Origin of the sequence: Chryseobacterium sp. ERMR1:04 (genome assembly GCF_001297705.1) — a bacterium.
GTDB lineage: Bacteria > Bacteroidota > Bacteroidia > Flavobacteriales > Weeksellaceae > Chryseobacterium.
Window position 1 is genome coordinate 437259 of the sequence record NZ_LIRF01000004.1, and the last position, 22922, is coordinate 460180.

General features: G+C 34.3%; 22 protein-coding genes. 8 read left to right on the plus strand and 14 right to left on the minus strand.

Features of this window, described 5'->3' with window-relative positions; translation table 11 throughout:
* The first annotated feature begins 402 nt into the window (after nucleotides 1–402).
* Both AMQ68_RS09475 and AMQ68_RS09480 read left to right on the plus strand, forming a co-directional pair.
* Nucleotides 403–3921 carry a nitrate reductase gene (locus AMQ68_RS09475; protein ID WP_054510388.1) on the plus strand — a complete coding sequence of 1173 codons (3519 nt, stop codon included), beginning with the start codon at nucleotides 403–405 and terminating at the stop codon, nucleotides 3919–3921.
* Between the two features lie 4 nt (nucleotides 3922–3925).
* The gene (locus AMQ68_RS09480; protein WP_054510389.1) at nucleotides 3926–5365 is read left to right on the plus strand and encodes a rubredoxin; all 1440 of its coding nucleotides are present in this window, start codon (nucleotides 3926–3928) and stop codon (nucleotides 5363–5365) included.
* Between the two features lie 27 nt (nucleotides 5366–5392).
* Here the strand turns inward: AMQ68_RS09480 and cobA are convergent, their stop codons facing one another.
* A complete protein-coding gene (gene cobA, locus AMQ68_RS09485) occupies nucleotides 5393–6187 on the minus strand; it encodes a uroporphyrinogen-III C-methyltransferase (RefSeq protein ID WP_054510390.1) in 795 nt (264 codons plus the stop codon).
* Nucleotides 6188–6739: 552 nt separating this feature from the next.
* On the opposite strand from cobA, the gene tyrS reads away from it, so the two are divergent.
* From tyrS to AMQ68_RS09505, 4 genes are all read left to right on the plus strand, one after another.
* Nucleotides 6740–7939 carry a tyrosine--tRNA ligase gene (gene tyrS, locus AMQ68_RS09490; RefSeq protein WP_054510391.1) on the plus strand — a complete coding sequence of 400 codons (1200 nt, stop codon included), beginning with the start codon at nucleotides 6740–6742 and terminating at the stop codon, nucleotides 7937–7939.
* A 75-nt stretch (nucleotides 7940–8014) separates the two neighbouring features.
* On the plus strand, nucleotides 8015–8536 hold the full coding sequence (locus AMQ68_RS09495; RefSeq protein WP_054510392.1) for a 3'-5' exoribonuclease: 522 nt from the start codon (nucleotides 8015–8017) through the stop codon (nucleotides 8534–8536).
* 5 nt (nucleotides 8537–8541) lie between these two features.
* A complete protein-coding gene (locus AMQ68_RS09500) occupies nucleotides 8542–9204 on the plus strand; it encodes a hypothetical protein (protein WP_054510393.1) in 663 nt (220 codons plus the stop codon).
* 25 nt (nucleotides 9205–9229) lie between these two features.
* Nucleotides 9230–9667 carry an N-acetyltransferase gene (locus AMQ68_RS09505; RefSeq protein ID WP_054510394.1) on the plus strand — a complete coding sequence of 146 codons (438 nt, stop codon included), beginning with the start codon at nucleotides 9230–9232 and terminating at the stop codon, nucleotides 9665–9667.
* Between the two features lie 27 nt (nucleotides 9668–9694).
* Here the strand turns inward: AMQ68_RS09505 and AMQ68_RS09510 are convergent, their stop codons facing one another.
* The 9 genes from AMQ68_RS09510 to panD all read right to left on the minus strand — a co-directional run bounded on the left by AMQ68_RS09510 (nucleotide 9695) and on the right by panD (nucleotide 17823).
* Entirely contained in the window at nucleotides 9695–11206 is a 1512-nt protein-coding gene (locus AMQ68_RS09510) for a helix-hairpin-helix domain-containing protein (protein WP_054510395.1), read from the minus strand.
* A 2-nt stretch (nucleotides 11207–11208) separates the two neighbouring features.
* A complete protein-coding gene (locus AMQ68_RS09515) occupies nucleotides 11209–12585 on the minus strand; it encodes a PP2C family serine/threonine-protein phosphatase (protein WP_054510396.1) in 1377 nt (458 codons plus the stop codon).
* Nucleotides 12585–13628 (minus strand): TerY-C metal binding domain-containing protein, encoded by a 1044-nt coding sequence (locus AMQ68_RS09520; RefSeq protein WP_054510397.1) that lies wholly within the window; start codon nucleotides 13626–13628, stop codon nucleotides 12585–12587. The genes AMQ68_RS09515 and AMQ68_RS09520 overlap by 1 nt, the downstream gene beginning before the upstream one ends.
* Nucleotides 13629–13648: 20 nt before the next feature.
* The gene (locus AMQ68_RS09525) at nucleotides 13649–14287 is read right to left on the minus strand and encodes a VWA domain-containing protein (RefSeq protein WP_054510398.1); all 639 of its coding nucleotides are present in this window, start codon (nucleotides 14285–14287) and stop codon (nucleotides 13649–13651) included.
* Nucleotides 14287–14925: a VWA domain-containing protein gene (locus tag AMQ68_RS09530; protein ID WP_054510399.1), complete on the minus strand. Its 639-nt coding sequence runs from the start codon at nucleotides 14923–14925 to the stop codon at nucleotides 14287–14289. The genes AMQ68_RS09525 and AMQ68_RS09530 overlap by 1 nt, the downstream gene beginning before the upstream one ends.
* The gene (locus AMQ68_RS09535; RefSeq protein WP_054510400.1) at nucleotides 14926–15603 is read right to left on the minus strand and encodes a TerD family protein; all 678 of its coding nucleotides are present in this window, start codon (nucleotides 15601–15603) and stop codon (nucleotides 14926–14928) included.
* Nucleotides 15604–15635: 32 nt separating this feature from the next.
* The gene (locus AMQ68_RS09540) at nucleotides 15636–16211 is read right to left on the minus strand and encodes a TerD family protein (protein WP_054510401.1); all 576 of its coding nucleotides are present in this window, start codon (nucleotides 16209–16211) and stop codon (nucleotides 15636–15638) included.
* A gap of 187 nt (nucleotides 16212–16398) precedes the next feature.
* Nucleotides 16399–17469, minus strand: coding sequence for a lysylphosphatidylglycerol synthase transmembrane domain-containing protein (locus tag AMQ68_RS09545; protein ID WP_054510402.1), 1071 nt, complete (start codon nucleotides 17467–17469; stop codon nucleotides 16399–16401).
* A 3-nt stretch (nucleotides 17470–17472) separates the two neighbouring features.
* Nucleotides 17473–17823 (minus strand): aspartate 1-decarboxylase, encoded by a 351-nt coding sequence (panD, locus tag AMQ68_RS09550; RefSeq protein ID WP_054510403.1) that lies wholly within the window; start codon nucleotides 17821–17823, stop codon nucleotides 17473–17475.
* 398 nt (nucleotides 17824–18221) lie between these two features.
* Between panD and AMQ68_RS09555 the strand changes: the two genes are divergently transcribed.
* A complete protein-coding gene (locus AMQ68_RS09555) occupies nucleotides 18222–18536 on the plus strand; it encodes an HU family DNA-binding protein (RefSeq protein WP_054510404.1) in 315 nt (104 codons plus the stop codon).
* A 127-nt stretch (nucleotides 18537–18663) separates the two neighbouring features.
* Here the strand turns inward: AMQ68_RS09555 and pdxH are convergent, their stop codons facing one another.
* The gene (gene pdxH / locus AMQ68_RS09560) at nucleotides 18664–19305 is read right to left on the minus strand and encodes a pyridoxamine 5'-phosphate oxidase (RefSeq protein WP_054510405.1); all 642 of its coding nucleotides are present in this window, start codon (nucleotides 19303–19305) and stop codon (nucleotides 18664–18666) included.
* Nucleotides 19306–19329: 24 nt separating this feature from the next.
* Here pdxH and AMQ68_RS09565 point away from each other — a divergent pair, with 24 nt between their 5' ends.
* A complete protein-coding gene (locus tag AMQ68_RS09565; protein WP_054510406.1) occupies nucleotides 19330–19878 on the plus strand; it encodes a YqgE/AlgH family protein in 549 nt (182 codons plus the stop codon).
* Between the two features lie 330 nt (nucleotides 19879–20208).
* Here the strand turns inward: AMQ68_RS09565 and AMQ68_RS09570 are convergent, their stop codons facing one another.
* The 3 genes from AMQ68_RS09570 to AMQ68_RS09580 form a co-directional block, all read right to left on the minus strand.
* Nucleotides 20209–21018: an aminotransferase class IV gene (locus AMQ68_RS09570; RefSeq protein ID WP_054510407.1), complete on the minus strand. Its 810-nt coding sequence runs from the start codon at nucleotides 21016–21018 to the stop codon at nucleotides 20209–20211.
* A gap of 77 nt (nucleotides 21019–21095) precedes the next feature.
* Entirely contained in the window at nucleotides 21096–21482 is a 387-nt protein-coding gene (locus tag AMQ68_RS09575) for an START-like domain-containing protein (protein WP_054510408.1), read from the minus strand.
* 190 nt (nucleotides 21483–21672) lie between these two features.
* Nucleotides 21673–22848: an aspartate aminotransferase family protein gene (locus tag AMQ68_RS09580; RefSeq protein ID WP_054510590.1), complete on the minus strand. Its 1176-nt coding sequence runs from the start codon at nucleotides 22846–22848 to the stop codon at nucleotides 21673–21675.
* Nucleotides 22849–22922: the final 74 nt, after the last annotated feature.

Genomic DNA, 22922 nt, shown 5'->3' on the forward strand with positions numbered 1-22922 from the left:
AAGCTTTGCGTTAGAAAAATAAGTCATCAGTACATGATCTTTTTAATCAAAAAATCCTTAAAGAATGCGATTTAGATAAAGATTTGAATGGTACACAAAAATCAAATTTAGAAATTATCACAGGCTCTAAATTATAAAGCTTTTTAGCTTCGCTAGATTAAATAAGATTTTTACAAATTAATCAGTGAAAATATGTGGCATTTCATTTTTATAATCCCACGCAAAACATACGAGAGTAGATAGTTTTAACAGTTTTTATTATTCAAAAAAATAGATTTATAATGTAATCTTTCTAAAAATAAATTAAAAAAAATAAGTATTCATACTTAAAAAATACTTATTTTTAAAGAGATTAAAAAGCAAATTATTGTTTAGTGAAATAGGATCTTAAAGAGAATTGCAATGCAAAATACCAAAATCAAAACAACTTGTTCTTACTGTGGCGTTGGGTGTGGAATCATCGTAACCAACGATGCAAAAAACAATGTAATGGTAACCGGAGACAAAGACCATCCTGTAAACAAAGGAATGTTATGTTCGAAAGGAATGAATTTGCATTATGTAGTCAACGATACTTCAGACAGGATCTTATATCCTGAAATGCGCGGAAGCAAGTCATACCCACTTGAACGTGTAAGTTGGGACACCGCTTTAGAACGCGCTGCTGCTGTTTTCACTTCTATAATTAAAAAACACGGACCCGACAGCGTTGGTTTTTATGTTTCAGGACAATGTTTAACAGAAGAATATTATCTCGTCAATAAATTGGTAAAAGGGTTTCTAAAAACCAATAATATCGATACCAATTCCAGGCTTTGTATGAGCTCTGCAGTGGTGGGTTATAAAAAGACTTTTGGAGAAGATTCGGTTCCTATTGCCTATGATGATATAGAATTAGCAGATACTTTCTTGATTACAGGAGCTAATCCGGCTTGGTGTCATCCTATTTTGTTTCGCAGAATTGAAAAACACAAAGAGAAAAACCCAAACATAAAAATAATCGTAATTGATCCTAGACGAACGGATACGGCTGCTTTCGCAGATTTGCATTTGCAGATTCTTCCAGGTTCGGATATTATTTTATATCACGCTATTGCAAAAATAATTATCGAAAAAGGGTATGTTGACCATGATTTTGTGAAAAATCACGCCGAAAACTTCAAGCCATATAAAGATTTAGTTTTAAACACATCGCTTGAAAAAGCATCAAAACTATGCGGGATTTCCGTAAACGACATAAAACTTGCCGCGGATACTATTGGAAAAGCAAAAGGATTTATTTCGCTGTGGGCCATGGGACTCAACCAAAGTGCTGTGGGGGTTGATAAAAATACCGCATTATTGAATTTATCATTATTAACAGGACAAATAGGAAAACCCGGCTCCGGTCCTTTTTCGCTAACAGGACAACCCAATGCGATGGGTGGACGCGAAGTAGGTGGAATGGCAAGTCTATTGGCTGCCCATAAAGAATTATCAAATCCTGAACACCGAAAAGAAGTTGCTGATTTTTGGGGTGTTGATGAAATCCCTGACAAGCCAGGGCTCACAGCTACCGAAATGTTTGATGCACTAGAATCCGGTAAAATGAAAGCTGTATGGATAATCTGTACGAATCCCTTAGTCAGTTTACCTAATTCCCGTCGTATCGAAAAAGCCCTGAAAAATGCAAAATTTGTCGTTGTTCAGGACATTTCGCATCATGCTGATACTACAAAATATGCCGATTTACTGTTGCCTGCCGCTGGTTGGTTAGAAAAAGAAGGTACGATGACCAACTCAGAACGTCGTATTTCCTATTTACCAAAAGGAATTAACGCTCCGGGGGAAGCACTTCCAGATATTGAGATCCTCATTCGTTTTGCTAAAAAAATGAATTTTAATGGTTTCAATTTTAATAATGCCGAAGAAATTTATAAAGAACATTGCGCACTCACCAAAAATACCAACATCGACATTTCATTTTTAAATTACAATCGATTAAAAGCCGAAGGTACTTTTCAATGGCCTGTTCCTGATTACGGACATCCGGGAACTCCCCGACTTTTTACCGATAAAAAATTTTATACCCCATCACAAAAAGCAATTTTTAATTTACCTACTTCTATTGAAAATACATCGGAGCCACCAAGTCCACAATTCCCTTTTGTACTAACCACGGGTAGGATTCGCGACCAATGGCACACCATGACAAGAACAGGAAAAGTATCCCGTTTGATGACCCACTCTCCTAGTCCTATTTTGGAAATAAACCCTATTGATGCTCTTAAAAACAATATAAAGGATGGCGAAATTGTGATTGTTTCAAGCAAAAATGGTGAAGTTCGAGTAAAAGCAAAAATAACAGATATTATAAAAGAAAAAGTCCTTTTCTTACCCATGCATTGGGGAAAACAGCTAGAAAACGATTTAAATAGAGCCAATAACCTAACCAACACTATTGTTGACCCAATTTCTAAAGAACCCGATTTTAAATACACTACTGTTGCCATTTCCAAATATGTAAAACCTTTTCAAAAAATTGCCATCGTAGGTGCTGGAGCTGCCGCTTTTAGATTTATTCAAAACTATCGTGAGTTTAATTCAACCGATGAGATTATTGTTTTTTCAAATGAAGCAAATCCATTTTATAATCGCGTTTTATTGCCTGAATATATGACTGGTGAATTTACATGGGAGCAATTATTAAAAGTTAAAGATGGTGCCGAGCTAAGTAAGCTGAATATCACCATGAACACTAGTGTTGCTATTGAAAATATCAATGCAGCTCAAAAAACGATTCTCGACAGTCAAGGAAATTTACATTCTTATGACTCTCTTATTTTGGCAACCGGAAGTCGTCCTTTTGTGCCAGAAGATGCAAATTTACATCTTCCAGGACGCTTTACAGTAAGAAGAAAAGAAGATGCTGACCAATTAAAAAAACATCTTGACAGCACCAATTTACCTAATGAAGAACAACATGTAGTTATCATTGGTGGCGGTTTATTAGGGTTGGAATTAGCGGCTGCTTTAAAACATAAAAAAGTAAAAATTACTATTATTCAAAGAGCTTCCCGTTTGATGGAACGCCAACTAGACCTAATTTCGAGTAAATTATTAGCCGAAGAAGTACAACTTCGGGATATACAAATTTACTTTGATAATGAAGTAAGTACTGTTTTTGAAACTGATAATGCTCATGAAATCGAAATTGCTTTAAAAAGCGGTAAAATCATTACTGCCAATGCAATAGTCTACACCATTGGAACAATTCCCAATATAGAAATTGCCAGAGAAACCGGTCTAGCCTGCGGACGTGGAGTAAAAGTAAACCAATATTTACAGTCTTCAAATCCGGATATTTTTGCGATTGGAGAAATAGCCGAATTCAATAATCAATTATTTGGAATCACTTCTGCAGCTGAGGAGCAAGCCGATGTTTTAGCGAACTTTTTAGCTGGCGATATCAGCAGTTTTTACAAAGGTTCGGTTTTGATGAATATTCTAAAACTCGAAGATATCAATCTGTGCAGTATTGGCGCTGTTGAAATTCCTGAAAATGATGATTCGTATGAAGAAATTATTTTTGCCGATTTGAAAAAACGCTATTACAAAAAATGCATCGTAAAAGATGATCTGCTAGTTGGTGCCATTTTGATGGGAGATAAAAATGAGTTTTCCGAGTTTAAAATAATGATTGAAAGTAAAATAGAATTATCAGACAAACGAAATTCTTTACTGAGAGGAAGCTCAAATGCAAAACCCGTTCTAGGAAAATTGGTATGTTCGTGCAGTCAGGTTGGTGCAGGAAACATTGAAGAAACCATTAAAAGTGGTGTCAATAATTTCACTGAGTTATGCAAAAGTACAGGAGCAGGATTAGGTTGTGGAAGTTGTAAAACTGAGGTTAAAGAGATACTCGCGAATTGCAAAATTTAAAGTTATGGAGTTAACGAGATTAATAGTAAAAGGAGGCGTTATTTCGCCGGGAGAACTTCTTGAAGTGGTTAATATGGCTGCGGAACAAGGCTTAGATTCAATTTCATTTGGCTCAAGACAAGACATTATTTTCCCAAAAGAATTTAAAGCTTTAGATAAAGAAAAAATGGGCAAACATCACTTTGTTTTTCCAGATGAAAAAAGTGGTAACAATATCGTTTCTTCCTATGTTTCAACCGATATTTTCAGAAATACCAATTGGCTTACAGGAAACCGTTTTTTATATATATTAGAATCATTCAAAAAACAACCCACCTTAAAGGTTAATATTACCGATCCAAAGCAGCAGCTGGTTCCGCTGTTTACCGGTCATCTCAATTTTATAGCTTCGGAGCATGAAGATTATTGGTACTTGTACATTCGTTTACCGAAATGGCAGCGTATGGAAGTTTACCCTGTACTGATTTACAGTTGGGACATCGCTGATTTTTATTACGAAATAGAAAAAATTGTTGCCGAAGAATCTATCGGAATCGATTTAATTTTTAGTTTGGTTAGCGAAGCTTTAGATACAAATAACAGAACAATTGATAAACCCCTGAATATTCCTTTTTACCCTTTCCCCTATTACGAAGGCATGAATCGTATGGGAATAGACCAATATTGGCTGGGATTGTATTGGAGAAATAACTTGTATGATTTAGACTTTCTAAAACAAATGTGCGATTTATGTTTTGATTGTAAAATTGGAAAAATATGCATTACCACTTGGAAATCTTTTATTGTAAAAGGAATTCCGAAAGACAGAAAGCTCGAATGGGAGAAGTTTTTAGGTAAAAAGGGAATCAATATCCGTCACTCATTAATAGAGCTAAACTGGCATCTCCCTGTCGCCACAGAATGGGCCTTGAACTTAAAAACGTTCTTGGTGCGTACTCTTGATCAATTTGATATCAGCACCTATGGTTTAACTTTTGGTTTATCTGAATACAATCGCGATGGCCATTATTTCACTTCAATTGTAGTCGAAAAAAATGACTTACCCAAAGAGTTAGAATCTATTAAAATCCGAGATACTTACAATGTTTTATTTGCTAAGAATTTCGACCCAAACACCCGAGAATATGTTGTGCATTCGCAAGATATTGATAAGCTTGAATTGCCAACAATTTTAATAGAATTAAGTCGGAAATATTTTGAAGGACTTGGAAATTCGTCTCCTGAAATAATAGAAAACACGCAGAAAAAAGAAACACCTAAATGGGTTATTTATCAATGTAAGGAATGCTTAACGACATACAATCCAGAATATGGAGATGAAAGCCAAAACATTGCAAAGGGCATTCTATTTACAGATTTACCTGAAAACTATTGTTGTTCCTTATGTGAAAGCCCTAAAAGTAATTTTAGAAGTTTGGAAGCCGTGAACAATGATATTTTTTGATGTAAATAATGACATCCTCTATCTCGATTATGATTCTAAATTTAAATTCTGAAAAATAAATTCATCTTCAAAATGCTCATGAAAATAAGACGTTAGCTTTGAAATATTTTTCACCACCTCCCCAATTACAATAATTGCCGGCGACGAAATTTTTTTATCAGCAACTAACTTACAAATTGAATCGGTAGTTCCTATCACTCTATGTTCCGAATTTTTAGTACCGTTTTGTATAATGGCAATGGGTAAATTGCCTTTTCTATTTTCTTTATAAATTGAAATAATTTTGTTTAGCATGTGCATTCCCATCAAAATAACCACCGTTGCAGTAGACTTTGATGCTAAGTGAATATCTTTTGAAAGTTGATGATTGGAAGTAGTACCAGTAATTACCCAAAAGCTTTCTGCAATTTTTCGTTGCGTCAAACTAATTCCTACCGAAGCGGGAACCTCTAATGCCGATGAAATTCCGGGAACAACCGCTGTTTCTAAACCAAATTTTTCCACATATTCTAATTCTTCACTTCCACGACCAAAAATAAATGGATCACCACCTTTTAAACGCACTACGTGCCCGTAACGTTTCGCCATCGCAACAATCATTTCGTTGATCTGGTCTTGTGTATAAGCGTGACACCCCAACCGCTTACCAACAAAAACAACCTTTGCATTTGCAGCATATTGCAGTAATTCTTCATTTACCAATGCATCGTACAAAACTACATCTGCATTTCCTAACGCTTTAATGGCTTTCAAAGTGATTAATTCTACATCTCCCGGTCCTGCGCCCACAACGGTTAATTTTGGTATTTTAAAATTTTTCATATTCCAATAGTGTTATTGATGATTACATCATTGAGCTTTCTGTTTTGTTATGTTCGAACTATTATTTTCCATAATCGTTACTACTTCTTCTTATTCGAATCATTTCCAAAAAAAACAAAACTAAGTATTACTACTTAAAACAAATATAAGTATTAATACGAATAAAAAAAATAATTTATTTTAATTTTGATATTAAATAATACAATCTGCCATTGAAAGGACAGCTTAGAGTACAAACCTAACAGGTTTAGATTTACAGCGAGAGCAATTCGCATCTAAAATATCAATTCAAAAGCCATCCCAAAAGATCTTGAAATTAAAAAAGAACAGATTGAAAAATTCCTATTTGGAAAAAACTTCTATCTTTGTAAAGCAATGAAGCAATGAAGCACTTAAACAACATATTACGTCTTCCGTTTTTTAACGAGTATTATTACCCGACTTATCGTTCGGGAAGACTTCTATATCTGTAATTCAATACAACTTATTTAAAAATAGTATAGCGCTCGAACAGTTTTGTTCGGGCTTTTTCATGCTAAAAATTCAACAACAATGATTAATCAATTAAAAGAAAATGTAGAAATTATTCTACCAGAAAACGGTTTGGAACACAAAATAAAACAAGCCGAACAAGAGCAACGAAAGCTTATAATCAAACTGGGGTTTGATCCCACCGCACCTGATTTGCATTTGGGACACGCAGTGGTACTTAAAAAAATGAAACAGTTTCAGGATTTTGGCCATCAAATCATCATCATTGTCGGAAGTTTTACCGCAAGAATCGGTGACCCTACAGGTAAAAACAAAGCTAGAAAACCTTTAAGCGTGGAGGATGTTCAGCATAATGCACAGACTTACATCACTCAACTTTCAAAAATAATAAACGTTGAAAAAACTAAAATTGTATTCAATTCTGATTGGTTGGATACACTGAGTTTTTCGGAAGTTATCCAATTGATGTCTAAAGTAACTGTTGCCCAGCTGATGCATCGAAATGATTTCAACAAAAGGTTTACAGAAAATACTCCGATTGCCATGCATGAGCTTGTTTACCCTATTTTACAAGGGTTTGATTCTGTGAAAATTGAATGCGATATTGAAATGGGCGGAACCGATCAGCTATTCAACTGCACAATGGGAAGACAGTTGCAGGAAACCCATCATATTTCCCCGCAAATCGTCATGTGTATGCCTTTATTAAAAGGACTTGACGGAAAAGAAAAGATGAGTAAATCTTTAAATAATACCATTGGACTGACCGATGAACCGAATGAAATATTTGGAAAAACAATGTCAATTCCCGATAGTTTAATCGATGAGTTTATTGATCTGACCACCGATTTTTCGATTGAACAAAAACAAGAGTTAAAATTAAGAATACAACACGGAGAAAACCCAATGAACATTAAAAAAGTGATCGCCAAAAATATTATCACGCAATACCATGATCTGGAATCAGCGGGAAATGCAGAACAGTTTTTTAGCAATCAGTTTCAGAATAAAAATTTTGAGGAGAAAGTTTTTGAACCCGTTCTTATTGATTCTTTACACCATAATCAAAATAAAATATTGTTGATTGAACTTTGTCATCAGCTCAAAAATGATCTAAGTAAATCTGCTATGAAAAGATTAATTGAAAGTGGCGGAATACAGATTAATACATTAAAAATAACAAATCCTAATCAAGAAATTGAATTAAAGCCACACCTAAAAATAAAGATTGGCAGAAGAAATTTCATTGAACTGGTATAAGGATGATTGGGTAAAGAATAATTTTTTGATATATTCGTTTTGCATAAAATAATTTAAATAGAAAAACGCATTAAGATGAGCTACATTATGGTTGATATAGAATCTGACGGTCCGATTCCGGGAGATTTTTCGATGATCTGTTTTGGAGCGGTGCTTGTAGATGAAGATCTGGAGACTACTTTTTATGGAAAACTAAAACCTATTTCTGATCATTTTAATGCTGATGCATTAGCCGTTTCCGGATTTAACAGAGAAGAAACAATGGATTTTGATGATCCAAAAGAAGTCATGCTAAAATTTGAAGAATGGATCAAAACCAATTCTAAAGGAAGGCCTATTTTTATCAGTGATAATAATGGTTTCGACTGGATGTTCATCTGCTGGTATTTTCACCATTTTATTCAACGAAATCCTTTTGGGTATTCTTCCAGAAGATTATCGGACCTTTATTGCGGACTCGAAAAAGATGCTTTTGCCCAATGGAAACATCTGCGTAAAACAGCACATACGCATCATCCCGTTGACGATGCCAGAGGAAATGCTGAGGTTCTATTACTTATGAAAAATGAAATGGGTTTGAAGATTGGGTTAAAATAGAGAATATGAAATCAGAATTAATACAAATAATTAAAAGTAAAGACTTTAACGATTTAATATCAGATATAAATGAAATAATTTTAGACTCTATTTTAGATGATGGTTTAGCTAAAGACATTCCTATTTTCAGCATCTTTTTCAAAGGAAAAAATCTACTTAATACAATTCAAGACAAACTCTTCATCAAAAAATTATTCACTTTTTTAAAAGAACTTGAACAAACATCTGCAGAAGATAGAAAAAAGGAAACAGAAAAAATTGATAATGATCCTAGTTACAAAACAAAAGTTGGCGAAAAACTACTATTTATAATTAATGAAAGTGATGATTGTGAAAAAGCAAAATATATAGGAAAATTATACAAAGAATTTATAAATAAAAACCTTAATTATAATGACTTTATTAGAAGTGTAAACTGTATTAATAAAACTAATATTATTGATCTAAATTATTTCATTAACGAAAACTCAATTAAGAATATTTTAGAAAATTTTCATGGAAATTATATTCATACAGGATTAATAGCTCAAGAATACTATGATCCTTCAGAAAAAACATACAAAACAGGCATACCTGCATTTGAAAAATCCAAAATTTCATACAAACAATCATACATTGGAGATAAAATAAGATATTTTTTGAACGATAAACTACATAGGATTTTGTAATATTTACGTTAAAAATACAACTTAAATGAATTTAAAACTGAAATATAGAAAAGCCTCAGAAAGCGATCTCGATTTCTTACTAAATCTGAGAATGAAAACCATGAATGAGCATTATGCAAACTCCAGTCTTCCTACAGATAGAGAATCTACTTTACAAAGAGTCCTTTATCAGTTTGAGAAGGCTAATATTATTCTTTTCAACAATGAACCTATCGGATTATTAAAAATCGACAGAAGTAAAGATAAAATTGAGGTGCTTCAACTTCAGGTTGATCCCAGCCAACAAGGAAAAGGACTTGGAAAAATGATTTTAAAAGAAATTATTGCGGAAGCATTATCTTCCCAAAAGCCTGTTGTATTGAGTGTTTTAAAAACCAATAAAGCACAAAATCTATATTCGAGCCTAGGTTTTGTAACCATAGATAAAAATGAACATTCTTATATCATGGAATGCCAACAATAAAAAGTATGCTCAAAAGCATACTTTTTTTTATTTATTCGCGAGGGTTACATAAATCAATCGCCCTCCTTCCTCGTTAGACAGTAGTATTTTTTTACCTTCTGTGAGTTCAACCATAGAATTAGGCGGAACCTCTTTTCCTTCCGTAACATCCTTCATACTCGTGAGACTTTGATTCACCAAAACCCATCTTCCCTGATGGAAAGTGAAATATCCCACCGGCTTTTTATCTTCAGCCGTAAGGTTCTCATTTCTGATCACCTTTTTAGATACATGCCATTTGAATAAATACTGATTATGATAGACCATTAATCTATGATTTTCAGGTTTCCAGACATCATCTTTAAACTTAAAATATAAATCCAACACGGGAAGCGTTCCTTTATGAGGCATTCCACAAAACGGACATTTTGGTGTATTGGTATTGTCGAAGACATACCATTTTTCATTACAGCTCGGATTAAGACAAGGCTGTATCAGATCTACCGTTTTCAGTAAAGCTGTTTCCCATTCATTCGCAATAGGCCGTCTGATAGGATCATGAAGACCATCTACAAAGGCTCTTTTAAATAATGCAGATAAATAAGGGCCTGTTGCGGTGTACGATATTTTCTTCGGATCGCCCCAAAAAGCATCCCACTTTTTAAGATGATCAGCTTTTACGTAATTGGTTGTATCATTAGGATGCTCAACAAAGATTGACTTCTCTCCCATCGAAAGCAAATCATCTTTTTCAGAATCTAAATCCCATATTTTGCCGCCTTTTAGAGGATGTCTTCTTAATAAATACATATAAATTAACACCGCCAATGCATGCAGATCCGTTTTCTGATTCGGCAACTGCCTGTTGGTATCTTTTATATTCAAATGTTTTGTCTTCAAAACCTCAGGCGCTATAAAATCTGCCGTTCCGATTACTTCAGGCGGAAATAAATTAGGCACCACCAAGCCATCAATATCTATAATACAGGCAGATTTTGTAACCGGATCTACTAAAATATTATTGTAAGATAAATCCGAATGCGCCAACCCCATCTGATGAAGTTTTTTCACACCTCTGCTGATGTTAACGGCAATCTGAAAATAGCTCAGCCAATCTCCTAATTCTGTATGATCAAGTCGCAACGGATATTGCTGGTTTCTAAACATTGGTGCCGTAAACCATTTTCCTATTTTGTCACCCCCTAAAATAATATCAGAACCTACGTAGCCTTTAGCAAAAAAGAATTTTTTATTATAAATAGGAACAATAATACCTGTTAAGTCTCCTTTTTGAACAATATCATAAGGCCATCTGAAAATATCATTCAGAAAATAATCTGAGGCATTTCCTCCTTTTATATTGGTTAGATAAGTGGTAACAATTCTTTTAATTCTCTCTTTTTGGTCGACCTCCAATGGAGTTCTGTAAAACGCAACCACATACGTTCTGTCGGGAGAAAAATACACATCTTTCACTCCACCCTGCACAGGATTTCCTTCCACATATTCATAGGCTTTGGTTGTATCTAAAACGGAAGAAACCTTAACTGTTTTTTTCATACCTAATAAATTATAGCCAATGTTCTGTCGTCGTGATTTCCTTTGCTCCAGAAGTCGGTCCATTCAAGTAATTGCTGATCGATGGTCTCATCGTTTTCAAAATCTACCTTCATGCCGTCTTCGTTATTTCCGTCTAAATCATGAAAAAATGATTTCCAGCTTTCCAGGTTTTCCAGTTTATTTTCTGTGACGAATTTTGGATCGTAAATACCATCGGTCATCAAAATAAGTTTAGAAAAATCTTTCACACAATTGATCCCGAAACGCGAACTGATTTGATCATTAAAAATTTCTTTCATGGTGATAAAACGGGTACCACCACCAAATTCTCCAACATCCATTTGGTTGAGCAACTTAACTTCCGAAAATTCAGGATTAATTACATTAATCGGACAGTCTCCCACCCCAAAACCTAAAATAATATATCCAAAATCAAACTTTTTAACCAAAGTAAAAATTAAAGTCGCATGCAGATCTTTTATGGAAAAAGAATGCTCCTTCGCCGTTTCATTTAACAGATGATACACATTCAAAACACCTTTGTACAAAAGCCTGATGATATTTTGCTTGGCTTCAGTTTCTATCTCTTTCGAAGTTTCTTCTGAAGGATTATAAATAAGAATAGCGTTTTTTTCAATCTCGTTTAAAACTTCTTCATTTTTAAAGAAATCATTGATGGATTGTGTGGATAACTGAGAACCATATCTTGCCATTTTTGCAGAACCGGCACCATCTGAAACCGAAATAATATTCCATTCAGCAGGAAGTTGATCAACTGCAAAATCATCATCTCTAAAAGTTGCTTCATGAGCATGAGATCTGCCTCTTTTGGAAGCGATCACAATTTTTTTATCTAGAAATATTCCTTTATGAGAAGATTCTTCAGGTTTATAAAAAATTGCATTTTCAGGACTTGGAATATTTTTCCACAAATCTTTAGGATCTGCATTTACAAACAATTGTACCGTTTTGATGTCTATATTTTTCTCATCATTTACATGAAAAAAGGCAATGTCTAAATCAAAAGTATTGCTGATTGCAGGAATTCCTTTGATCACATTGTTTTCAAAAGTTAATCCTATATTTTCAAGATTACTGATGCTTTTTATTGTAATATTCGGAAACTTTTCCATGTCAAAAACAAATTCATAAGCCTGTTTTGAATTTGCATTTTTTATCATGAAATGAGCCTCTTTAAACTCTTCTTTCTCTTTATAAATAGTAGCTTCCTGCATAATTTTTTGTTTAGCATTTGAAATACACTGCAGCTGTTCATGCACATTGGCATTGTTGATCAATTTAGAAATAACCTTATCGATCATTTTGCCGTCCAGACTGAGGTCATCTTTTAAGATCTCTTTAATCGCATGTTCTCTCATTATCCCAATGTTCTGTTGATATCAAATCCTTCGCTAGAGAAACCGTAATATGCTGAAGTGCCACACCATGGACATAAACTTTCTCCTTCACCTTTTATACAATGAATTCCTCCACACGAGCAGGTTGCCAGTGCGATAGAATTTGCACAATGAGGACAAGATGGGCTTCCTTGCAGTTCTTCAATGGAAATTTTTAAATTATTTTTATGCGATGCCGAAAGTCTGAAATAAGAATTTTCATCAATCTTATAAGCGCCGTCTAATCTGTAATATCTTGTAGACATTCCTTCAATACCTGAGTCTGTGAGTGCTTTTTTAAATTTCATTAAATAAAGCTTTTTCGTCTCAGAGCATTTGCCATTTAACACCACAAAATTATTATCCGGAAATTTCTGCTGGGTTTCAGGATTTACTTTTTCTAAAATAATAGAATTTATTTTGGATAGATTAATTCCTTCTTTATTCGTTTCGCTAACGCTCTGGCTTGTTGTTTTAATGGAATCTGTAACCCATTTAAAAAACTCTTTGTAAGAATTTTCGTCTGTATTATTAAATAACAAGACATTGTCGGATAGCGATCCTAATAATTTGTAATTGGTATTATCGCCGATAGATACCGCAATGGTATTTGCTTTTCCGTGATAGTTTTGGTTCCATCGATCGATTGCGGTTGTGGCATCATCCGTAGGAATTCCGTCTGTGAAAAGAAAAACAATAGGCTTCCAGTCTCCTTTTCGTTCATAGGTCGTTTTTACGACCTCTTTGTCTATACAGTCCATTACTTTAAACAAACCTTTAGACAGGGATGTTCCGCTCCCAATGGGAATTTTAGGCGGATAAAAACTGATGATATCCTGAAGCGGAGTGATGACTTCAGCCTCTCCGGCAAATCCTATAATGGAAATCCAAACTGTTTCTAATGAATAAGGATCTTTCTTTAATTCTTTAATAATAGTGGCTATTCCCTCTTGTACTTGCTCAATAGGTTCGCCCACCATAGATTCCGAGATATCGACTAAAAAATAAATAGGCAGTCTTCTCATGGTTTAGTTTTTAATAGTTATTAGACAATAATATTGAGTTCCGAAGGCGGAGGTGGCAACGTCATACTTTCTCCTGTTCCCTGGGTTTTTCCACCCATCGTAATCGAAGAACTTACCCACTTAAAGAATGACGAAAGTGTTACAGCATCTGTTGCATCCAGCTTCACCACGTTATCTGTGAGTTCTTTCAAAAATTGTTCATCTGCTTTCGGGCCTGCCGCACATCCAACAATCACTCCAAAATCCAGATTTTTAATAACCGGAATCATTTGTCTGTATTTTTGAATATCTGAAGGTTTACCATCGGTAAAAATAAAAAGCAAAGGCCTCCAGTCTCCTTTTCTGTCGAGAGAGCCTTTTACCAAATCCTGCTGAACAAGATCTGAAACCATTTCCAGTGCTGCGCCAGTATGAGTAGGCCCGCTATCCGGACAGGTAATTTCCATCGGATGAAAACTCGCCAGATCAATTAATGGTACAATATTTTTAACGTCTCTGTCATATGTGATCACACTTAGATGTAAAGTATCCATCGCCTGCGGATCTGCACGAAGCATACTAATCAATCCGTTAAAACCATTATTTAATGCCTGAATAGGTTCACCGTTCATAGAACCTGAAGTATCCAGCAGAAAGTAGGCTAATAACCGCCTGGTCATTAGGATACAAATGTTAGTTCTGATGGCGGCGGCGGCAATTGATCTAAACCAAATACCTCTTTTCCTGATTCTTCAAGCTTGGTAGAAGTTGTAGAAATAGATGCTGTTACCCATTTAAAAAACTGAGCAATACTTTCTGAATCTGCATTTTGTAAACTTACTACTTCATTGGTAATCTGTTTTAAGATAGAAGTATCTGTATTTCCTCCTACTGCACAACCTACCATAAAACCTTTGTACACTGGTTTTAATTTATTCCAGCCAGATTGCCAATCGTCTGTGGGAACTCCATCTGTCATAATGAATGTCATGGGTTTCCAATCTCCTTTTTGTTCTAAGGTTGTTTTCGTTACCTCATTTTGAACTTTATCTGCCAATAATGATAGCGCTCCACCAAAAGAAGTTACTCCTGAAGCTTTAATATCTACCATTTGGAAACTCACCAAATCCGTTAAAGGAATAATCTGCTTAGCCTCTGTATCAAATGTGATAATACTGATATACGCTGTTTCTAATGCCTGAGGCATCTGCCTTAAAGAATGCAACATCATCTGCACCCCGTTTTTTACAGCTTCAATAGGTTCTCCTGTCATCGAACCGGATGTATCTAGTAATAAATAAACTGGTAATCTTCTCATCTATTTTGTATTTGAATAGGTGTAATTTTTAAGAATATCTACGAAATTGTCTGAAGAATGTGGCTCTCCCAATGCACGGAATTTCCAGTCACCATTATGACGGTAAGCCTCAGCAAAAACCATAGAGCACATTCCGTTCATACTAGAATCTCCGGAAAGACTGTATTTTGTAATTTCTTTTCCGTTGGCGTCTACTGCTCTGATGAACGCATTGTCTATCATCCCGAAATGCTGATTATTTTTTCTTCCCAGATAAATGGAAACTACGAATAGTATTTTTTGGTAACTCGGGTCAAGTTGATCAAGCTTTACAATAATTTGCTCATCATCCCCATCTCCTGCTCCGGTTCTGTTATCTCCCGTAAGCCAGACATTTCCACTTGGATGTTGCATCGAATTAAAATAAATAACATCTCCTTGATAAAGAGCTACCTGTCTGCCATCATTTGTCTGACCGGTTCTTCCTAAATTAGCCACCTTTCCGTTTGCATCCAAAAGAAAAGCAATGGCATCCAGATCATATTCTGCTTCTTTATTGAATATTTTTCCGAAAAAACCACCTTGCTGTCTAACATCCCATCCTAGTCCAATCGTTACTTTGGATAGATCATAAACACTTTCTCCACGGTCGTTTTTCCTTAAATCGATCGTTTGACCTTTCTGTAAGTTAATTGCCATAGTTCTCGTTTTTTTTAGTTTGTATATATGGTTTATTTAATGATTTGTCCTTTATAATATTTTTCTAAAAAGAATCCAAGATCTGCTCTGTATCCGATTCCTGATGCTTCAAATTTCCAGCTTCCATTTCTTTTATAAAGCCTTCCGAATTCTACACCGGTTTCAATAGAGAAATCTTCATCAAGCTCATATTTTGCAATTTCCTGGTGGTTAGAATTGTCTACTACTCTGATATAAGAATTTCTTACCTGCCCGAAATTTTGTTTTCTTCTTTCAAAATCTTCTATGGTTACCACAAATAGAATTTCCTCCACTCTTGGATCTACCTTTTCCAAGTCTACAATAATTGCTTCATCATCATCCCCGTCGCTGCTTTTACCGTTTGGATCGTCTCCTGTATGGCTTAACGCCCCATCTGGTGAATGAAGATTATTATAAAAAACAAAACATTCTTCGCTTACCAGTTTTCTGTCGGAATCTATCATGATCGCAGAAGCATCAAGGTCAAAATCATATCCTGTACCATCATTCGGGTCCCATCCTAATCCAATGGTCATTTTAGTAAGTCCTAATTCAATTTTTTGTCCTTTTTGTAAATTAATCGCCATAACGTATATAATTATTTTCCCTTAAGATAAATTTGATTTATGAAACGACCAAATATATTAATAAAAATAATCCAGAATTTACGGTTTCCCATAAAATCACATCCTTATATATAGAGCAAAAAAAAGATCTCAACTATTTAAAGTTAAGATCCTATATTATAAAGATTAAAGTATCTAATGAAAATTATTACTCCTTATCTGCCACTTTATTTCTGGCTTTAGCCAACATCGGAATAGAAATTAATCCCATCACAAGCATAATCATAATCTGTAACGGTAATGAGATAAATGAATAGATAAGCCCCATTTCTCCGCCCAGCTCAGCACTTTTTCCCATTGCAATAAATAAGGCCATAAAGCCCAATTTCATTGCCAGATTAAAAGCTCCTATTCCACCACTTGCAGGAATAATCATTCCCAAAGTTCCAACTACAATAATAAAAAAACCGTCAGCAATTGTAAAATTAGAAGTTTCTGGAAGAGCAAAGCATACTAAATAAGCTGCAAAATAATAGCAAATCCAAATTCCTAATGTATAAAGGATAAATTTTCCTTTTTGCTTTAATTTAAATATAGATGTTAAACCTTGAAGAATTCCTTTTCCGAAACTTATCAGTTTTTCTTTTTTATATTTATAAATAAGAATCAACCCCAAAATAAATAATAAAGCAATTATAATTTTTAAACATAAATAAAATGTATCAAAATCATTTACTCCTATTTTCATTAATTGTCTCTCAAAAAAATTAGGTTCAAACCTTTCCTTTTTACCTTTTTCTGCAACAACAAAATTATAGAAAGAAAGGATTGCATTAAACTTAAAAACTAAGGTCAATCCTAAGAACCCGATCATACACATCAGGTCTACTACTCTTTCAAGGATAATTGTTCCAAAAGATTTATCCACCGGAACTTTTTCTACTCCATATAAGGCAGTTGCTCTTGCTACCTCACCACTTCTTGGAATGGTAAGATTCATTAAATATCCAAAAGATATAGACCAAAGCGCATTAGAATTTGAAATCCTGTGCCCCATTGGCTCCAACATCAGGTTCCAGCGAATAGCTCTGAACCAATACGCCAAAAGTCCAAATACAGCAGCAAATGCTACCCAAAAATAATTAGCCTTTGCCAGAGATTTCTGAATTACTTTAAAATCGAGCCCTTTAAGAGCAAGCCACAAAAAAAAACCTGCAAAAGCAAGGGAAACAACTATTGTAATTATTGATTTTAATGGATTTGATGATTTTTTTGCCATGAATTAAGTAAGAAGGTTCGTTTTTTCGTCCGGGAAAACAATCTTCGGCTGAAAATCCTTCGCTTCTTCAGGAGTCATCTGAGCATATGCTATAATAATGATGATGTCATCTTTTTGAACTTTCCTTGCAGCAGGACCGTTCAGGCATACTTCTCCTGATTTTCTTTTTCCTTTAATAACGTAGGTATCAAAACGCTCACCATTGTTCACATTTACGATATACACTCTTTCTCCAACGACCAAACCGGCACCATCAATAAGATCTTCATCTATCGTTATACTACCTATATAATTAAGGTCCGAAGCGGTAACTCTTACCCTGTGAATCTTAGACTTGAAAACTTCTATTAACATACTGCAAATTTATTAATAAAAATTAAATAAAATAAGGTTTTATGCCATTTTTAAAACTCTCAGATACACAGTTATTTAATTTTAATAATTTAAAATTTTCTCAGTTTATTTGCAGAATTTACAAACATATTATCAAAAAACTAATTCTTTTCGCTCAATTTGGGATTTGATAAACACAAAAAATAATATTAAGTTTTTGCTAAAGTCAATGCACATAAGCATTTGGCATGATTTTAGTAACGGGTAACGTAGATTTTACGTGAAATGTCAAATTATCATATTTTAACCATTTCCACCCAAAATCAAAAAAATTATACATATTTTTATAAAAAAATTGCACAATTAGAAAATAGTATTATATTTGCTATAATTACGAACTAACTTTAATATTAAAAATTATGAACAAGTCTGAATTAATCGACGCAATTGCAAAAGATGCAGGTATTACTAAAGTAGCAGCTAAAGCTGCTCTGGAATCTTTCATCAGTAACGTAACTACTACTTTAAAGAAAAAAGACGGAAAAGTTTCTTTAGTAGGTTTTGGTACTTTCTCAGTAGCTGAGAGAGCGGCTAGACAAGGTATCAACCCTGCAACTAAAAAGCCAATTAATATCGAAGCTAAAACAGTTGCTAAGTTCAAAGCTGGAGCTGATTTATCTACTGCTGTAGCTACTGCGAACACTCCTGTTGCTGCTGCTAAAAAGAAAAAATAATCATTCAGATTATACAAAATTCAAACCTCACCGATTGATGAGGTTTTTTTATGTCTTATATTGTAAGAATTAAACACTTCTTATTGTTTAAAAATGTTTCGACAGGCTTGTATCTATAATATTAACATTACGGTGCCAGACGAGAAATGTTCCAGTCGAGATCCTCTAATGTATAGATTATTCTGTCATGCAACCTATTGGGCCTTCCCTGCCAGAATTCGATCTCATAAGGTTTTGCAATGTAGCCGCCCCAGTTTTCTGGTCTTGGAACTTCACTGTTCTCAAACTCTTTTTCTAAGTCCTTTAATTTTTCTTCCAAAAATTCTCTATTGGGAATAATCTCACTTTGCGGCGAAACTGCAGCACCAAGCTGGCTTCCTTTTGGTCTGGAATGAAAATATCCATCGCTTAAATTATCAGCAATTCTTTCCAGATTCGCTTTAATGATGATTTGCCTTTCCAGGTTTGGCCAGAAAAAATGCAGGCAAGCTTTATGATTTTTCTCTATTGCTTTTCCTTTACGGCTGTCGTAGTTGGTATAAAAAATAAACCCTTCAAATGTATAAGATTTCAACAAAACCATCCTTGTTCGCGGGCAGCCATCATCTTCTAATGTAGAAACCGCCATAGCATTGGCTTCAGAAATAGCAGGATTCTCGCTTGCTTCCAAAAACCAATTCCTAAATTGTTCTATTGGATTTTGTTTTATCTCACTTTCAATAAGTTGGGATTTCTCGTACACTTTTCTTTTGTCGTGCAGGTTTTCCATAAATATTTTTTATTAAATTTGAGTATGAATTACTCATACAAAGGTAAAATATTAATTTCCACACCTGACATTTCCGGGGATATTTTTTCCAGATCTGTAGTGCTTATTGTTGAACATAACGAAGGCGGTGCATTTGGGTTGATATTAAACAAGAAAAACAACCAGATGAGTGGTAAGTTCAAAAACTTTTTTGATTTCAAAATTGAGGTCTATGACGGCGGCCCTGTGGAGAATGACAAGGTTTTCTTTATTGTAAAAGGCAAAAAGGTTACAGAACTCTATTCTGATATCTCTGATGAATTTTATTTAACGGAAGATATAGAAAATATTATCAGCGCTGTTCTTAGTGGAGAACTGAATATTGATGATGTTAAAATTTTTTCAGGGTACTCAGGCTGGGCAGCCAACCAGCTTGATCAGGAGGTTGAAAGAAAAATGTGGACCGTGGTTGATATCTATAACCTGGATTACACCTTACCCAATGATCAAACTCTATGGAAATCTATCATGCAAAATTTAGGAGGTGAATATTTACTTTGGGCCAATTCGCCTGAAGATATTTCACTGAATTAAATCATAATATTATTCTACTCAACGAGAAATAAAACATTAACAAACTTTAAGATTCTCTTAACCAATTTTTAGGAAAATATTCCCGTTATTTGATAAACCAAAAACAAGAAAATGAAAGTACTTACAAACCTTATTTTATTTTTCTTTCCAAGAGTGAATGTCGCTCTAATTCCTATTAAAACAAGACGAAAATTTAAATAAGCAAAAAAAATTGCTCAATAATTCGTGGAGTCATTCCAATGAATTATTAAACAATACAATTTCTGATCTATTCAGAATAAAACCCGGTAAAGGACTTTGGAACTTTTGTTGTTTACCGGGTTTGTCAATTTAAAAACTTTGCTTCCAGCTTTCTACTAATTCTAAAAAGCGAACGTTTTCAAAAGTCTTATTTCTTATCTTACCTACAGAAAATATGCCTTTCTCGTCAGAAATCATTAATATTTCTTCGGCCTTCTGAGATTCAAATGCAATAATCTCGTGCTCTTGCGTATCGGCAAGCTTATTTTTATGTAAAAAAGTTACAAAATTCTCTAATAAAGGAGAAATGTAAGCCCCTTCTGACTGTTTTGGAACTTTAATAACATCACCTTCTAAAAATAATAGATTTCCAGATGTAGAGCGTGCAATCCTTTTATTAGGATTAAGCAAGATCACATCATCCAGATCATTTTCCTGAGCGTAAATTCCGCCATAGATATTTTCCGGGCTGTGAACTCTGATGTTGCTCAGCAAATTATTATTAACATTGATCTCTTTAATTAAATCAAGCTCCAAAGGTCTTTGATGAACTGCCAGAATATCATCCATTTCATCAACTTCATAATAATATGAAACTGATGACTTGGATAATGTAATTCCGTCTGTATTTCTAAAAACCTGGAAGTTAATAATTCCGTTATTGATTCCTTTTCCTTCAATAATATCTTTTTGAAAAAGCGACTGAAAAAATTCCAACGTATAGGTAAGCGGAATATTCAGTCTCATCTTTCTCATGGAAGCCATCAAATAAAAATAACATTCTTCATCCATGATGAGTTTTCCCTCTCTCACAAAAAAAGAAACTTTTACGGCGTCGCCCATAAGAAACGCTCTATTCTTTACATTTAATTCGTCTGATGTAAAATATTGATTTTCCAATGTCTGATCTGATTTATTTATAAAAAAATAATGAACGATAAATCGTTCATCAGTTTTATCATTTAATGCAATTTAAATTAAGATGCACCCAATTTAATTCTAAGGTTTTCAATAAGATTTTCCCAATACATTGCGTTTTCCTCTTCATCTCCTTCTTCACAGAAATCTGTAATATTTAAGGCCAAATCTTCGGTAATATCGTCAATGGTAATGGTCATTTCAAAGAAATGCTTAGTTCCTTCGTCTTCTTCCCATCTGAAACGAACGAAGCCTTCAGGCTTATATCTGATCAAAGTGGCCTTTTCTTCAGGACCCCCACCCCAACTGAAAAAGAAATCGTCGCCTTTCTCTACTACCTCATCCGCAAACCATTCAGACAACCCCTCCGCAGTCGCCAGATATTCATATAAAATCTCTGAAAGACAATGCATTGGAAATTCGTAATGGACTTTATGTTTAGCCATATAATCTTTGTTTTAATCGTCCCGCAATATATAAATTAATTTTTTTATTACACAAAAAACTAAATACATTTTTGTGTAATCTTCATGATATTTATCACAAAAATTAAATGGTTGTTTAACTTATTCTTTAAACTGATACTTAAAGCATTAAAAACAATGGCATATTTGCTATTGAAAGCGTTTTTTTGTTTTAATTTTCGTCTAAAACCTGTAAAATAATACTACATCCTTCTCTGATCTCATCAAGAGAAAGTGTTAATGGTGGAGAAATTCTTAAATATTCGTTTCTATACAATTGCCAGAAAACAATAAGCCCTTTATCCATACACTTTTTAGCTACTTCCAACGTATATTCAGGTGAGCCAAGATTTACTGCTAACATCAATCCTTTCCCATTAATATTTTTAATTTTAGGGTGAACTAAAAGCTCTCTGAATAATTTTTCTTTTTCATCCACTTCATTCATTAAACCACTTTCCAGTACTTCTTTTAGAGTGGCATGACTTGAAGCTGCAATTAAAGGATTCCCTCCAAACGTTGTAATGTGGCCAAGCTTCGGAGAATGAGATAATGATTCCATAATTTCTCTTGAACTCATGAAAGCTCCCACAGGAACTCCGCCTCCCATTCCTTTTCCCATCACTAAGATATCAGGAACGATACCGAAATGCTCAAAAGAAAATAATTTCCCTGTTCTTCCGAACCCAGGTTGAATTTCATCTAAAATTAAAAGAGCTCCCACTTCTTCACATCTCTTTTTTAATTTCATTAAATAATCATCATTCGGAACCAGAAATCCCGCAGCTCCTTGAATTGTTTCCAAGATAACACATGCTGTTTTTTCAGTGATTTTGTCGAAATCATTTTCATTATTAAACTCGATGAAAGAAATCATAGGCAATAACGGACGAAATTCTCTTTTGTGCGTTTCATTTCCTGAAACACTTAAGGCTCCATGGGTATTACCATGATAAGAGTCTTTAAAAGAAACAATTTCTTCTCTTCCTGTATATCTTTTAGCTAATTTTAAACTTCCATCTATAGCTTCTGCACCACTGTTAACCAAATAGGTAATCTCCAAGGGATCCGGAGTAGCTTCTGCTAATAATTTACATAATGCCACAGGCTTTTCCTGAGCATATTCTCCGTAAACCATCACATGAAGATATTTATCTGCCTGCTCTTTGATCGCATTAACAATTTTCGGATGAGAATGCCCCAATGTATTGGCAGAGACACCCGCTACAAAATCTAGATATTTTTTTCCGTCTTTTCCATAGATATAGCTTCCTTCAGCCTTTTCAACCTCAAAACCCGCTGCAAATTTTGTAGTCTGCGCTTGGTATGCAAAAAAATCCTTTTGTATTTCCATTTTGTAAAAAATTTTAGCAAAGCTAAAAAACATTCATCAATACCCGAAATTATCCTGATAGAATAAAA

What these genes read in the sequence shown, in the direction of transcription:
- tyrS (WP_054510391.1), top strand. Translation starts at nt 6,740, where the DNA reads ATGATTAATCAATTAAAAGAAAATGTAGAAATTATTCTACCAGAAAAC.
- AMQ68_RS09555 (WP_054510404.1), top strand. Translation starts at nt 18,222, where the DNA reads ATGAACAAGTCTGAATTAATCGACGCAATTGCAAAAGATGCAGGTATT.
- AMQ68_RS09535 (WP_054510400.1), bottom strand. Translation starts at nt 15,603, where the DNA reads ATGGCAATTAACTTACAGAAAGGTCAAACGATCGATTTAAGGAAAAAC.
- AMQ68_RS09525 (WP_054510398.1), bottom strand. Translation starts at nt 14,287, where the DNA reads ATGACCAGGCGGTTATTAGCCTACTTTCTGCTGGATACTTCAGGTTCT.
- AMQ68_RS09565 (WP_054510406.1), top strand. Translation starts at nt 19,330, where the DNA reads ATGAATTACTCATACAAAGGTAAAATATTAATTTCCACACCTGACATT.
- AMQ68_RS09545 (WP_054510402.1), bottom strand. Translation starts at nt 17,469, where the DNA reads ATGGCAAAAAAATCATCAAATCCATTAAAATCAATAATTACAATAGTT.
- AMQ68_RS09520 (WP_054510397.1), bottom strand. Translation starts at nt 13,628, where the DNA reads ATGAGAAGACTGCCTATTTATTTTTTAGTCGATATCTCGGAATCTATG.
- AMQ68_RS09530 (WP_054510399.1), bottom strand. Translation starts at nt 14,925, where the DNA reads ATGAGAAGATTACCAGTTTATTTATTACTAGATACATCCGGTTCGATG.
- AMQ68_RS09540 (WP_054510401.1), bottom strand. Translation starts at nt 16,211, where the DNA reads ATGGCGATTAATTTACAAAAAGGACAAAAAATTGAATTAGGACTTACT.
- AMQ68_RS09575 (WP_054510408.1), bottom strand. Translation starts at nt 21,482, where the DNA reads ATGGCTAAACATAAAGTCCATTACGAATTTCCAATGCATTGTCTTTCA.
- AMQ68_RS09495 (WP_054510392.1), top strand. Translation starts at nt 8,015, where the DNA reads ATGAGCTACATTATGGTTGATATAGAATCTGACGGTCCGATTCCGGGA.
- AMQ68_RS09510 (WP_054510395.1), bottom strand. Translation starts at nt 11,206, where the DNA reads ATGAAAAAAACAGTTAAGGTTTCTTCCGTTTTAGATACAACCAAAGCC.
- cobA (WP_054510390.1), bottom strand. Translation starts at nt 6,187, where the DNA reads ATGAAAAATTTTAAAATACCAAAATTAACCGTTGTGGGCGCAGGACCG.
- AMQ68_RS09505 (WP_054510394.1), top strand. Translation starts at nt 9,230, where the DNA reads ATGAATTTAAAACTGAAATATAGAAAAGCCTCAGAAAGCGATCTCGAT.
- AMQ68_RS09500 (WP_054510393.1), top strand. Translation starts at nt 8,542, where the DNA reads ATGAAATCAGAATTAATACAAATAATTAAAAGTAAAGACTTTAACGAT.
- panD (WP_054510403.1), bottom strand. Translation starts at nt 17,823, where the DNA reads ATGTTAATAGAAGTTTTCAAGTCTAAGATTCACAGGGTAAGAGTTACC.
- pdxH (WP_054510405.1), bottom strand. Translation starts at nt 19,305, where the DNA reads ATGGAAAACCTGCACGACAAAAGAAAAGTGTACGAGAAATCCCAACTT.
- AMQ68_RS09480 (WP_054510389.1), top strand. Translation starts at nt 3,926, where the DNA reads ATGGAGTTAACGAGATTAATAGTAAAAGGAGGCGTTATTTCGCCGGGA.
- AMQ68_RS09475 (WP_054510388.1), top strand. Translation starts at nt 403, where the DNA reads ATGCAAAATACCAAAATCAAAACAACTTGTTCTTACTGTGGCGTTGGG.
- AMQ68_RS09515 (WP_054510396.1), bottom strand. Translation starts at nt 12,585, where the DNA reads ATGAGAGAACATGCGATTAAAGAGATCTTAAAAGATGACCTCAGTCTG.